11 protein-coding genes are annotated in these 12,097 nt (G+C 67.0%); 10 read left to right on the forward strand and 1 reads right to left on the reverse strand.

Annotation, left to right across the window (positions count from 1 at the left end; genetic code table 11):
- Positions 1-92: 92 nt before the first annotated feature.
- Positions 93-1,460: a cysteine--tRNA ligase gene (gene cysS, locus ORK51_RS12645; RefSeq protein WP_261997015.1), complete on the reverse strand. Its 1,368-nt coding sequence runs from the start codon at positions 1,458-1,460 to the stop codon at positions 93-95.
- Between the two features lie 255 nt (positions 1,461-1,715).
- On the opposite strand from cysS, the gene ORK51_RS12650 reads away from it, so the two are divergent.
- The 10 genes from ORK51_RS12650 (at position 1,716) to proB (ending at position 12,043) form a co-directional block, all read left to right on the forward strand.
- Positions 1,716-2,288 carry a hypothetical protein gene (locus ORK51_RS12650; protein ID WP_266085104.1) on the forward strand — a complete coding sequence of 191 codons (573 nt, stop codon included), beginning with the start codon at positions 1,716-1,718 and terminating at the stop codon, positions 2,286-2,288.
- A gap of 360 nt (positions 2,289-2,648) precedes the next feature.
- Positions 2,649-3,659, forward strand: coding sequence for an N-acetylornithine carbamoyltransferase (locus ORK51_RS12655; RefSeq protein WP_019182833.1), 1,011 nt, complete (start codon positions 2,649-2,651; stop codon positions 3,657-3,659).
- A 131-nt stretch (positions 3,660-3,790) separates the two neighbouring features.
- Positions 3,791-4,984 carry an argininosuccinate synthase gene (locus ORK51_RS12660; protein ID WP_070425541.1) on the forward strand — a complete coding sequence of 398 codons (1,194 nt, stop codon included), beginning with the start codon at positions 3,791-3,793 and terminating at the stop codon, positions 4,982-4,984.
- Between the two features lie 154 nt (positions 4,985-5,138).
- Entirely contained in the window at positions 5,139-6,227 is a 1,089-nt protein-coding gene (locus tag ORK51_RS12665; protein WP_266085105.1) for an acetylornithine deacetylase, read from the forward strand.
- Positions 6,228-6,300: 73 nt separating this feature from the next.
- Positions 6,301-7,626, forward strand: coding sequence for an acetylglutamate kinase (locus ORK51_RS12670; protein ID WP_046273198.1), 1,326 nt, complete (start codon positions 6,301-6,303; stop codon positions 7,624-7,626).
- 5 nt (positions 7,627-7,631) lie between these two features.
- Entirely contained in the window at positions 7,632-8,231 is a 600-nt protein-coding gene (locus ORK51_RS12675) for a GNAT family N-acetyltransferase (protein WP_266085106.1), read from the forward strand.
- The gene (gene argC, locus ORK51_RS12680; protein ID WP_266085107.1) at positions 8,228-9,181 is read left to right on the forward strand and encodes an N-acetyl-gamma-glutamyl-phosphate reductase; all 954 of its coding nucleotides are present in this window, start codon (positions 8,228-8,230) and stop codon (positions 9,179-9,181) included. Before ORK51_RS12675 ends, argC begins: the two co-directional genes overlap by 4 nt.
- Before the next feature lie 73 nt (positions 9,182-9,254).
- Positions 9,255-10,550: an argininosuccinate lyase gene (gene argH / locus ORK51_RS12685; protein ID WP_070425538.1), complete on the forward strand. Its 1,296-nt coding sequence runs from the start codon at positions 9,255-9,257 to the stop codon at positions 10,548-10,550.
- 70 nt (positions 10,551-10,620) lie between these two features.
- Positions 10,621-10,881 carry a YciI family protein gene (locus ORK51_RS12690; protein WP_266085108.1) on the forward strand — a complete coding sequence of 87 codons (261 nt, stop codon included), beginning with the start codon at positions 10,621-10,623 and terminating at the stop codon, positions 10,879-10,881.
- Positions 10,882-10,894: 13 nt separating this feature from the next.
- Positions 10,895-12,043 (forward strand): glutamate 5-kinase, encoded by a 1,149-nt coding sequence (gene proB / locus ORK51_RS12695; RefSeq protein ID WP_266085109.1) that lies wholly within the window; start codon positions 10,895-10,897, stop codon positions 12,041-12,043.
- Positions 12,044-12,097: the final 54 nt, after the last annotated feature.

Raw genomic sequence — 12,097 nt, forward strand, 5'->3', positions numbered from 1 at the left:
AGCCTGGCCGTCCGTGGCCGGGCCTGTGTCGTGGCGACGCCCGGCGGACCGGGCAGTGTCTGGCAGCGCCCGACGGTCAGCCGGGCGGTCGTTCAGCGTCTGCGCGACCAGCGCACGCCCTGGGCGGTGTCTTCCAGCACGATGCCTTCGGCGGCCAGCTGGTCACGGATCGCATCGGCGCGGGTGAAATCACGCGCCTGCTTGGCGGCGGCGCGTTCGTCGATCAGGGCCTGGATGGCCGCATCGTCATCGGTGCCGCCTGCAGTACCGAACCAGGCGGCCGGCGCCTGCTGCAGCAGGCCCAGCGCCAGACCGGCGCCAAGCAGGGCGGATTTCCAGTGCGCCTTGTCGGCGTCGCCGGCCCTGCGTGCCTCGCCGGCGATGCGGGCCAGCTCGGCCAGTGCCTGCGGCGTGTTGAGGTCGTCATCCAGCGCGGCCTCGATCTCGGCCGGAATCACCGCAGCGGCATCCACGTCGACCAGGTCGCGCAGGGTGCCGTACAGGCGGTCCAGCGTACGCACCGACTGCTCGATCAGCGCGTCGGACCAGTCCAGCGGCTGGCGGTAGTGAGCCGACAGCAGCGCATAGCGCAGCGCCTCGGGGGCATGCTGGCGGACCAGGTCGTGCACGCGCTCGATGTTGCCGATCGACTTGCTCATCTTGGCGCCGCCGAAGTTGAGCATGCCGTTGTGCAGCCAGAACCTGGCGAACGTCTGCCCGCCGTGCGCGCACTCGCTCTGCGCGATCTCGTTCTCGTGATGCGGGAACTGCAGGTCCACGCCGCCGGCATGGATGTCGATGGTCGGCCCCAGATGCGCGGCGGCCATCGCCGAGCACTCGATGTGCCAGCCCGGGCGGCCACGGCCCCAGGGCGATGCCCAGCCGGGCAGCTCGTCGCTGGAGGGCTTCCACAGCACGAAGTCGCCCGGGTCGCGCTTGTACGGCGCCACGTCGACGCGCGCGCCGGCCAGCATCTCGTCCGGGTCGCGGCGCGAGAGCTTGCCGTAATCGGCGTAGGAGCCCACCGAGAACAGCACATGGCCTTCGGCCGCATAGGCGTGGCCGTTGGCGATCAGTTGCTCGATCATCGTCACGATCTGCGGGATATGCGCGGTGGCTTCCGGCTCGATGTCCGGCGGGACAACACCCAGCGCGGCCATGTCCTCGCGGTAGGCGGCGGCGAAGCGGTCGGTGATGGTGCTGATCGGGACCTGCTGCTCGCGCGCGGCCGTGTTGATCTTGTCATCCACGTCGGTGATGTTGCGGGCATAGCGCAGGCCGCCGAAACGGCGCCGCAGCAGGTCGGCCAGCACTCCGAACACCACCGGGCCACGGGCATTGCCGATGTGGACGTAGTTGTAGACCGTGGGGCCGCACACATACAGGGTCGGACAGGTCGGATCGAGCGGGGTGAACGGTTCGAGCTGGCGTGTCAGGTTGTTGTGCAGGCGCAGGGTCATGAGGGTCGGGAGCGGGGGTAAGCGGTCGATTTTAGAACGTGTCGGGGCCTTTGGGGGGATGCGGGGCAGGGCATGCAGGCGTTCGCGTCACCACGGCCGCCGGCTGAAGGCTTCAGCCGATCGGCCCCGTGGACGCGCGCCCCGGGGCCGCGTCTGGGCCCGGCCTATGGGCATACGCGTCACGGAAGGGTAATGTTCAGCCCCTTGTGCCTGGCACTGCCTAAACTATCCCCCTTGTCCTTTTCCTTGTTGCCAATGAAATCCGCTTCGTTGTTGACGCTGGTCAGCCTGCTCGGAAGTGCCGCCTTCGGGGCGTGCGCCCAGGACGGTGAGGTGCGCAACCGGGTGGTGATCGTGGAGAACGTCAAGTTCGACTACGCCCAGGTGCTGAACGTGGAGCCGGTCTTCCAGACCCTGCGCGCCACGCGTACCGAGGAGCACTGCGAGCCGGTCTCCACCCGCACGCTGGCTCCGGTCAACGTCACCGGCGAAGAGCCGCAGGAAGACAAGGGTCGTTTCGGACGTTTCATGGATTCGGTGCGCTCGATCTTCCGCCGCGAAGATGGCAGCACCGATGAGAGTGGCTATTCGGAAACCGTCGTGGTGGAGGCCGCGCCGGCCAATACCGGTCCACTGCTGACCCGGGACTGCAAGATCATTCCGGTGGGCCGTGAGTTCCGCCGCCCGATCGCCTACGACGTGGACTACGTCTACAAGGGCACCAAGTACCGCTCGCGCCTGCCCGAAGACCCGGGCAACCGGCTCAAGATCCGGGTCTCGATCACCCCCTGGGTCGGCAATGAACAGGCCGGCGGCGCCAATCCGTGACCCCTCCCGTCGCCCCATCGGCGACACCTTCAACCTGAATTTCCATTCAGGCCTTGCACCCACCCCGGGTGCATGCAAAGATGGGCGGCCATGAAACTCACCGACTTCCAGCACGACACCAGCGCCGCCCGTATGGCTACGGGCATGACGTCGCGTGCCCGCCGACCGGAACCCCACATTTTCGCTGGGTAACCGGAGCTTCGTGCTGTCTGTTCGGAAAACCCAGCCCCCGCGCTGGGTTTTTTCGTTTCTGCGATCTGAAAAGTTTCATCTGTATGTGTTTTGTTGAGCCCTGACCGCGCCCCGGCGCCCCCAACCTCCGCCGGAAACGGTGGAAAACCAGCCGCAAAGGATCGATCGATGTCCCTGAAGCACTTCCTGAACACCCAGGACTGGAGCCGCACCGACCTGGATGCCCTGCTGACCCAGGCCGCGCTGTTCAAGCGCAACAAGCTGGGCGACGAGCTCAAGGGCAAGTCGATTGCCCTGGTGTTCTTCAACCCCTCCATGCGTACCCGCACCAGCTTCGAGCTGGGCGCGTTCCAGCTGGGCGGCCACGCGATCGTGCTGCAGCCGGGCAAGGATGCCTGGCCGATCGAGTTCAACCTGGGCACGGTGATGGACGGGGATACCGAAGAGCACATCGCCGAAGTGGCCAGGGTGCTGGGCCGCTACGTCGACCTGATCGGCGTGCGCGCGTTCCCGAAGTTCATCGACTGGACCAAGGACCGCGAAGACGAAGTGCTCAAGAGCTTCGCCAAGTACTCGCCGGTGCCGGTGATCAACATGGAAACCATCACCCACCCGTGCCAGGAACTGGCCCATGTGATGGCGCTGCAGGAACACTTCGGCACCCAGGACCTGCGCGGCAAGAAGTACGTGCTGACCTGGACCTACCACCCCAAGCCGCTGAACACCGCCGTGGCCAACTCGGCGCTGACCATCGCCACCCGCATGGGCATGGACGTGACCCTGCTGTGCCCGACCCCGGATTACATCCTGGATGAGCGCTACATGGGCTGGGCCGAGCAGAACGTGGCCGAGAGCGGTGGTTCGCTGCAGGTGAGCCATGACATCGCCAGCGCCTACGCCGGCGCCGATGTCGTCTACGCCAAGAGCTGGGGCGCGCTGCCGTTCTTCGGCAACTGGGAGCCGGAGAAGCCGATCCGCGACCAGTACAAGCACTTCATCGTGGACGAAGCCAAGATGGCGCTGACCAACAACGGTGTCTTCAGCCACTGCCTGCCGCTGCGCCGCAACGTGAAGGCGACCGACGGCGTGATGGATTCGGCGCAGTGCATCGCGATCAACGAAGCCGAGAACCGCCTGCATGTGCAGAAGGCGATCATGTCGGCGCTGGCAGGACGATAAGCAGCACGGCGGCCGTAGAGCCACGCCATGCGTGGCTTCGCGACGCCCAACCAATAGCAGCCACGCATGGCGTGGCTCTACCGCCTCGAAAAACGCATTCCACATTGCATTCCCACTTGGACCTGACCCCCATGAGCAAGAAAGACATCGTCCTGGCCTTCTCCGGCGGACTCGACACCAGCTTCTGCGTGCCCTACCTGCAGGAGCGCGGCTACAACGTGCACACCGTGTTCGCCGATACCGGTGGCGTGGATGACGAAGAGCGCGATTTCATCGAAAAGCGTGCCGCCGAACTGGGCGTCACCAGCCACGTCACCGTCGACGGTGGCCCGGCCATCTGGAGTGGCTTCGTCAAGCCGTTCGTGTGGGCCGGTGAGGGCTACCAGGGTCAGTACCCGCTGCTGGTCTCGGATCGTTACCTGATCGTGGACGCCGCGCTCAAGCGCGCCGCCGAACTGGGCACCAACATCATCGCCCACGGCTGCACCGGCATGGGCAACGACCAGGTCCGCTTCGACCTGGCCGTGAAGGCACTGGGCGACTACCAGATCGTCGCGCCGATCCGCGAGATCCAGAAAGAACACACCCAGACCCGCGCCTACGAGCAGAAGTACCTGGAAGAGCGCGGGTTCGGCGTGCGGGCCAAGCAGCAGGCCTACACCATCAACGAGAACCTGCTCGGCCTGACCATGTCCGGCGGCGAGATCGACCGTTGGGAAGCCCCGGGCGAGGGTGCCCGCGGCTGGTGCGCACCGCGCAGCGAATGGCCGGAACAGGCCCTGACGGTCACCCTGAAGTTCGTCGAAGGCGAAGCGGTCGAGCTGGACGGCAAGGCGCTGCCGGGTGAGCAGATCCTGGCCAGGCTCAACAAGCTGTTCGCCCCGTACGGCGTGGGCCGTGGCGTGTACACCGGCGACACCGTGATCGGCCTGAAGGGCCGCATCGTGTTCGAAGCGCCGGGCCTGGTCTCGCTGCTGGCCGCGCACCGCGCGCTGGAAGACGCCGTGCTGACCAAGCAGCAGAACCGCTTCAAGCCGGACGTGGCGCGCAAGTGGGTGGAGCTGGTGTACGAAGGCTTCTACCACGACCCGCTCAAGACCGACATCGAGGCCTTCCTGAAGTCCTCCCAGGCCAAGGTCAACGGCGAAGTGGTGCTGGAAACCCGCGGTGGCCGTGTGGACGCCGTTGCGGTGAAGTCGCCGCACCTGCTCAACACCAAGGGTGCTACGTATGCGCAGTCGGCCGACTGGGGCGTGGAAGAAGCGGAAGGCTTCATCAAGCTGTTCGGCATGAGCTCCACCCTGTACGCGCAGGTGAACCGCTAAGGCGATGCACCGGGGTGCCGGCCCCTGGCCGGCGCCTGGCAACGCCGATCGATGGTAGTGCCGGCCGCTGGCCGGCGCGTGGCACGGCTGGATCATTGCAGAGCCGGCCAGCGGCCGGCACTACCGATGTTGAACCCTACGGATACTCAGACACATGCTTGAACAGACACTCGATCACCTGCAGCAGCTCGTGTCCTTCGACACGCGCAACCCGCCGCGTGCGATCACCACTGGCGGTATCTTCGATTACCTGCGTGCGAACCTGCCCGGGTTCAACGTGGAGGTGCTCGACCATGGCGACGGTGCGGTCAGCCTGTATGCGGTGCGTGGCACGCCGAAGTATCTGTTCAACGTGCACCTGGATACCGTGCCGGACTCGCCGCATTGGACGGCCGACCCGCACGTGATGCGGCGTGCGGACGATCGCGTGATCGGGCTGGGCGTGTGCGACATCAAGGGCGCTGCGGCGGCCCTGGTGGCCGCGGCCAACGCCAGCGATGGCGATGCTGCGTTCCTGTTCTCCAGCGACGAGGAGGCCAACGACCCGCGTTGCATCGCCGCCTTCCTCGCCCGGGGCATTCCGTACGAAGCGGTGCTGGTCGCCGAGCCGACGATGAGCGAAGCGGTGCTCGCGCACCGTGGCATCAGTTCGGTGCTGATGCAGTTCAAGGGCCGGGCCGGGCATGCCTCGGGCAAGCAGGATGCGGCCGCCAGCGCCTTGCACCAGGCGATGCGCTGGGGCAACCGCGCGCTGGACCATGTCGAGTCGCTGTCGCATGCGCGCTTTGGCGGGCTGACCGGCCTGCGCTTCAACATCGGGCGCGTGGAAGGCGGCATCAAGGCCAACATGATCGCGCCCGCCGCCGAGGTGCGCTTCGGCTTCCGCCCGCTGCCGTCGATGGATATCGACGCGTTGCTGGCCACCTTTGCCGGTTTCGCCGAACCGGAGGCCGCGGTGTTCACTGAGACCTTCCGCGGGCCCAGCTTCCCGGCCGGCGATATCGCCGAAGCAGAAAACCGCCGTCTGGCTGCGCGTGACGTGGCCGATGCGCTGGGCATCCCGATCGGCAACGCAGTGGATTTCTGGACCGAGGCCTCGCTGTTTTCGGCCGGCGGTTACACCACGCTGGTGTACGGCCCGGGCGACATCGCCCAGGCCCACACCGCCGATGAGTTCGTGACGCTGGAGCAGCTGCAGCGTTACACCGAGTCCGTGCACCGCATCATCGCGCACGGCGCCTGATCGAATGACGCCGTCGTGGTCCCCCACTGACGGAATTCCCATCGCGGCTGCGGCCGCCTGCGACGATATCGAAATGCCTTCTTCCCAGCCCCACCGCCAGACCCGTCAGACCATCGTGCGCCTGCTCTCGAGCATGGCCAGCGCGAAGGAGATCAGCCAGTACCTCAAGCGTTTCTCGCAGCTGGACGCCAAACGCTTCGCCGTGGTCAAGGTCGGCGGCGCGGTGCTGCGCGATGACCTGGACGCGCTGACCTCCTCGCTGTCGTTCCTGCAGGAAGTCGGCCTGACCCCGATCGTGCTGCATGGTGCCGGCCCGCAGCTGGACGCCGAGCTCTCGGCGGCCGGCATCGAGAAGCAGACCGTGAACGGCCTGCGCGTGACCTCGGCCGAAGGCCTGGCGATCGTGCGCCGGGTGTTCCAGGCCTCCAATCTGCAACTGGTCGAAGCGCTGCAGCAGAATGGCGCACGCGCGACCTCTATCACCGGGGGCGTGTTCGAAGCCGAGTACCTGGACCAGGCCACCTACGGCCTGGTCGGTGAGGTCAAGAAGGTCAATCTGGCCCCGATCGAGGCCAGCCTGCGCGCCGGGTCGATCCCGGTGATCACCAGCCTGGGCGAGACCCGCTGCGGGCAGATCCTCAACGTCAACGCTGATTTCGCCGCCAACGAGCTGGTGCAGGAACTGCAGCCGTACAAGATCATCTTCCTGACCGGCACCGGCGGCCTGCTGGATGAAGAGGGCAAGGTGATCGATTCGATCAACCTCTCCACCGAGTACGACCAGCTGATGCAGCAGCCGTGGATCCATGGCGGCATGCGGGTCAAGATCGAACAGATCAAGGACCTGCTGGATCGGCTGCCGCTGGAATCCTCGGTCTCCATCACCCGCCCGGCGGACCTGGCCAAGGAACTGTTCACCCACAAGGGCTCGGGCACGCTGGTGCGCAAGGGCGAGAAAGTGCTGCGCGCCACCCGCTGGGACGAACTCGATCTGCCGCGCCTCAAGCAGCTGATCGAATCCAGCTTCGGCCGCACCCTGGTGGCGGATTACTTCCAGAAGACCAAGCTGCTGCGCGCCTACGTCAGCGAGAACTACCGCACCGCGGTGATCCTCACCGATGAAGCGGAAGGGGTCTACCTGGACAAGTTCGCGGTGCTCGATGACGCGCAGGGCGAAGGCCTTGGCCGCGCGGTCTGGAATGTCATGCTGGACGAAACTCCGCAGCTGTTCTGGCGCTCGCGCAACGGCAACCCGATCAATCACTTCTATTACGCCGAATCCGATGGCTGCTACAAGCAGGGCCACTGGAAGGTGTTCTGGTTCGGCGCCGATGGCTTCGACCGCATCAAAGCGTACGTCGAGCATTGCGCCGCACGCACCCCCAGCCTGGAGGGCTGAACCCGATGAATCTTGCCGATTGGACCAAGGTCCCCACGCTGGCCGGCACCCATGCCCGGCTGGAGCCGCTGCAGATGGCGCATATCGATGGCCTGCGCGGCGCACTGGGGGATGGCACCTTGTCCAAGCTCTGGTACACCCAGGTGCCGAGTGCGAAGACCATGACCGCCTATGTCCAGGCCGCGCTGCAGGCGCAGGCCGAGGGCAAGGTGTTGCCGTTCGTGGTCCTCAACGATGCCGATGAAGTGGTCGGCACCACCCGCTACTACGATCTGGACGCCGAGGTGCCGCGCCTGAGCATCGGCTACACCTGGTATGGCGAAGCCGCCCAGCGCACCGGCATCAACACCGAAACCAAACTGATGCTGCTCACCCATGCCTTCGAGCGGCTGGAATGCCTGAGCGTGGTGTTCGAGACCAGCTGGTTCAACGTCACCTCGCGCACCGCGGTCGCGCGGCTGGGCGCCAAGCAGGACGGCGTGCTGCGCAACCACAAGCGCCACCCGGACGGCACCCCGCGCGACACCGTCATCTTCTCCATCATCGATGCGGAATGGCAGGGGGTGAAACGCCACCTGCAGTACCGCCTGGACGCACACGCATGAGTACCAAGATCTTCACCGTCGGCATCGTCGGCGCACGTGGCCACACCGGCGCCGAGCTGATCAAGCTGATCGCCGCCCACCCGAGCCTGCAGCTGGGCTTCGTCTCCTCGCGCGAGCTGGCCGGCCAGCGCGTGAGCGATCACCACGGCGACTGGCAGGGTGAGCTGCAGTTCGAAAACCTGGATGCCGATGCCGTCGCTGCAAAGGGCATGGACGCGGTGATCCTGGCGCTGCCCAATGGCCTGGCCGCACCGTTCGTCGCCGCGCTGGATGCGGCCCGGCCGGAGACCGTGATCGTCGACCTGTCGGCCGATCACCGCTTCGAGCCGAGCTGGTATTACGGCCTGCCGGAGCTGACCCGCGGCGATTACCTGGGCCAGAGGCACATCAGCAACCCGGGCTGCTATGCCACCGCGATGCAGCTGGCGATCAGCCCGCTGCTGCAGCAGCTGGCCGGCCCGCCGCAGTGTTTCGGGGTCTCCGGTTACTCCGGTGCCGGCACCACGCCCTCGGACAAGAACAACCCCGAGCTGCTGCGCGACAACCTGATGCCGTATGCACTGACCAACCATGTGCACGAGCGCGAAGTGACCGCGCATCTGCGCGTGCCGGTCGAGTTCATGCCGCACGTGGCGCCGCATTTCCGTGGCATCACCATGACGGTGAACCTGTGGCTCAACACGGTGGTCAAGCGCGAGGATGTGATCGCGCTCTACCAGAAGTATTACGCCGATGAGGCGCTGATCGAGGTGCTCGACGAAGCGCCGTGGGTCAGCCAGATCGCCGGCCGGCATGGCGTCCAGATCGGCGGCTTCGACGTGGCCCCGGGCGGCAAGCGCGTGGTGGTGGTGGCGACCCTGGACAACCTGCTCAAGGGCGCGGCGACACAGGCGATGCAGAACCTCAACCTGGCGCTGGGTCTGGACGAACTGGCCTCCATCCCGCACTGATTCCCACGGCGCTGCGCGCCCCCTGCGCGCGCCCTGACAACCCGGCGGAGCGATTCCGCCTATGGAGCAAGACATGGCAGACCTTCTGTGGCAGAAGCCCGGCGTGGCGGTAGACGCCAAGATCCAGACCTTCCTGGCCGGCGATGATGTGATCCTGGACCGCGAGTTCTTCCTCTACGACGTGGCGGCCAGCAAGGCGCACGCGCAGGGCCTGGAGAACATCGGCATTCTCGGCAATGACGAGCGCATCGGCCTGCAGCGCGAGCTGGACGTGCTGGCCGAGGATTTCCGCAGTGGCGCGTTCGTGCTGGATGAGCGCTTCGAGGATTGCCACTCGGCGATCGAAGCGCGCCTGACCGAGCGCCTCGGCGATGCCGGCCGCAAGATCCACACCGGGCGCAGCCGCAACGACCAGATCCTGGTCGCGACCCGGCTGTGGCTGAAGGACAAGCTGCTGCGCGTGGCCGAACTGAGCCGTGAGATCGCCAAGGTCGCGCTGGATCGTGCCGAGGCCGAGAAGGACCTCCCCGTGCCGGGCTACACCCACATCCAGCGCGCCGTGGTGTCTTCGGCGGGGATGTGGTGGGCCGGCTGGGCCGAGGCCTTCATCGACAACGCGATCCGCGCGCACGACACGTTCAACCTGGTCGATGCCAATCCGCTCGGCACGGCCGCCGGCTACGGCGTGAACCTGCCGCTGGACCGCGCGCACACCACTGAAGCGCTCGGCTTTGCACGGATGCAGATCTCGCCGATCTACGCGCAGCTGTCGCGCGGCAAGTTCGAACTGGCCGCGCTGGAAGCACTCGGCGGCGCCACCCTGGACCTGCGCCGCATCGCATGGGACCTGTCGCTGTTCACCAGCGGCGAGTTCGGCTTCGTGGCGTTGCCGGCGCAGTACACCACCGGCAGCTCGATCATGCCGAACAAGCGCAACCCGGACGTGATCGAACTGATGCGCGCCACCCATGCCAGCGTGGCCGCGGCCCGCACCGAGATCGAGCAGCTGCTGTCGCTGCCCTCGGGCTACCACCGCGATCTGCAGAGCAGCAAAGGCGCGATCTTCCACGGCTTCGGCCGCGGCCTGGCCGCGCTGGAACTGCTGCCGGCGCTGCTGGCCAACCTGGAATGGCGCGACGACAAGCTGCGCGCGGCGATCGACTCGGGCATGTACGCCACCGATGTCGCGGTGGAGGCGGCCGTGGCCGGTGTGCCGTTCCGCGAGGCCTACAAGGCCGCCGCCGCGGCGGCGGACACGGCAGGGCAGGGGCGAACCCCCGAAGGCAGCCTGGCCGCGCGCGTGTCGCCCGGCGCGGCGGCCGACCTGCGGCTGGATGAACTGCGCGCCCGCTGGGCGGCGCTGGTGTGATCACGACGGCGGCCGCGAGGCCGCCGTTTCTGCAACGTCTCGCCGGGCCTTGCCTGGAGAAAGGAGCGCCATGAAACCCTGTTACCTGGTGATGGTCACCCGTACGCCGGCCTTCCGCGATGAGGTCGGTGCCGAACACGCGCGTTTTCTCGATGAGGTGCGTGCCCGCGGGCAGCTGCTGTTGACCGGTGGCTTCACCGACAAGAGCGGCGGCGCCTACGTGCTGCAGGACATCGCCGACCTGGCCGCTGCGCAGGCGCTGGTCGACAGTGATCCGCTGCTGTTGCACGGCAGCGCCACCGCCCGTATCCACGAATGGAGCACGCGCTGAGCGCGCCGACCACATGAACCAGCCCGTGCCTTCGCCGTTTACCGAACAAGCCGTCCCGCAGTGGAAACGCGCCGTACTCAAAGTGGGCAGCAGCCTGCTGGCCGCTGACGGCGGCGGCCTCTCGCCACGCCACGCACTGGGCCTGGCCCAGTTCGTCTCGGCCAACGTGTTGGCTGGGCGCGAGGTGGTGATCGTATCCTCCGGCGCGGTTGCGGCCGGAAGGGCGATCGTGCCGCGCGCGCTGGAAGCCGGCGCGGCGATGGCAGCGCGGCAGGCGCTCGCGGCGCTGGGCCAGGCACAGCTGATCGGGCTCTGGCAGCGCTTTTTCGAGCGCCCGGTGGCGCAGGTGCTGCTGACCCATGATGACCTGCGCAACCGCCGCCGTTACCTCAACGCCCGCGCCACGCTCAACGAGCTGTTGCGGTTGGGCGCGCTGCCGGTGGTCAACGAGAACGACACCGTCTCGGTGGACGAGCTCAAGCTCGGCGACAACGACAACCTCGCTGCGACCGTAGCCGCGTTGATCGACGCCGATGTGCTGTTCATCGCCACCGATATCGACGGCCTGTACAGCGCCGACCCGCGTCGCGATCCGCAGGCGCGGCCGATCCATGACGTGCCGGAGTTGACCGTGGAGGTCCTGGCGATGGCCGGCGGCGCCGGCAGTGGCGCCGGTACCGGTGGCATGCACACCAAGCTGGAAGCCGCAGCCAAGGCCGGGCGGGTGGGCATCGAGACCTGCCTGTTCAACGGGCGCAGTGCCGAGGTGGTGCGTGCGCTCAGCCAGGGGCGGTTGTTCGGCACCCGCATCCATGCCGCGCAGACCCGGGTGGCCGCGCGCAAGTACTGGCTGCGGCACGCGCCGCTGGAGCCGGGCGCGATCCTGGTCGATGCCGGCGCAGCCGATGCGCTGCGCGGCAAGGGTGCCTCGCTGCTGCCTGGCGGGGTGCTGGGCGCCGAGGGCGACTTCCGTCGCGGCGACATGGTCGAGATCCGGCAGCGCCTTGATAGTGGTGAGGTCTGCCTGGCGCGCGGCGTCAGCCAGTATTCGGCCAGCGACATCCGCCGCCTCGCCGGGCGCCACTCGCGCGACATCGAGAGCGTGCTGGGCTACAACTACGGTGGCAACGTCATCCACCGCGACGATCTGGTGTTGCTGTAAAGCGTAAGAACATCCACGGTAGGGCCACGCCATGCGTGGCTGCGCAACCTGGGT

Origin of the sequence: Stenotrophomonas sp. RIT-551 (assembly GCF_026241915.1) — a bacterium.
In the GTDB taxonomy this organism is placed as follows: domain Bacteria; phylum Pseudomonadota; class Gammaproteobacteria; order Xanthomonadales; family Xanthomonadaceae; genus Stenotrophomonas; species Stenotrophomonas bentonitica_A.

Bases quoted from the DNA above. Each gene is read 5' to 3' on its own strand.
- ORK51_RS12675 (WP_266085106.1), top strand. From the start codon at position 7,632: ATGAATCTTGCCGATTGGACCAAGGTCCCCACGCTGGCCGGCACCCAT.
- argC (WP_266085107.1), top strand. From the start codon at position 8,228: ATGAGTACCAAGATCTTCACCGTCGGCATCGTCGGCGCACGTGGCCAC.
- ORK51_RS12665 (WP_266085105.1), top strand. From the start codon at position 5,139: ATGCTTGAACAGACACTCGATCACCTGCAGCAGCTCGTGTCCTTCGAC.
- cysS (WP_261997015.1), bottom strand. From the start codon at position 1,460: ATGACCCTGCGCCTGCACAACAACCTGACACGCCAGCTCGAACCGTTC.
- proB (WP_266085109.1), top strand. From the start codon at position 10,895: ATGAACCAGCCCGTGCCTTCGCCGTTTACCGAACAAGCCGTCCCGCAG.
- ORK51_RS12655 (WP_019182833.1), top strand. From the start codon at position 2,649: ATGTCCCTGAAGCACTTCCTGAACACCCAGGACTGGAGCCGCACCGAC.
- argH (WP_070425538.1), top strand. From the start codon at position 9,255: ATGGCAGACCTTCTGTGGCAGAAGCCCGGCGTGGCGGTAGACGCCAAG.
- ORK51_RS12670 (WP_046273198.1), top strand. From the start codon at position 6,301: ATGCCTTCTTCCCAGCCCCACCGCCAGACCCGTCAGACCATCGTGCGC.
- ORK51_RS12650 (WP_266085104.1), top strand. From the start codon at position 1,716: ATGAAATCCGCTTCGTTGTTGACGCTGGTCAGCCTGCTCGGAAGTGCC.
- ORK51_RS12660 (WP_070425541.1), top strand. From the start codon at position 3,791: ATGAGCAAGAAAGACATCGTCCTGGCCTTCTCCGGCGGACTCGACACC.
- ORK51_RS12690 (WP_266085108.1), top strand. From the start codon at position 10,621: ATGAAACCCTGTTACCTGGTGATGGTCACCCGTACGCCGGCCTTCCGC.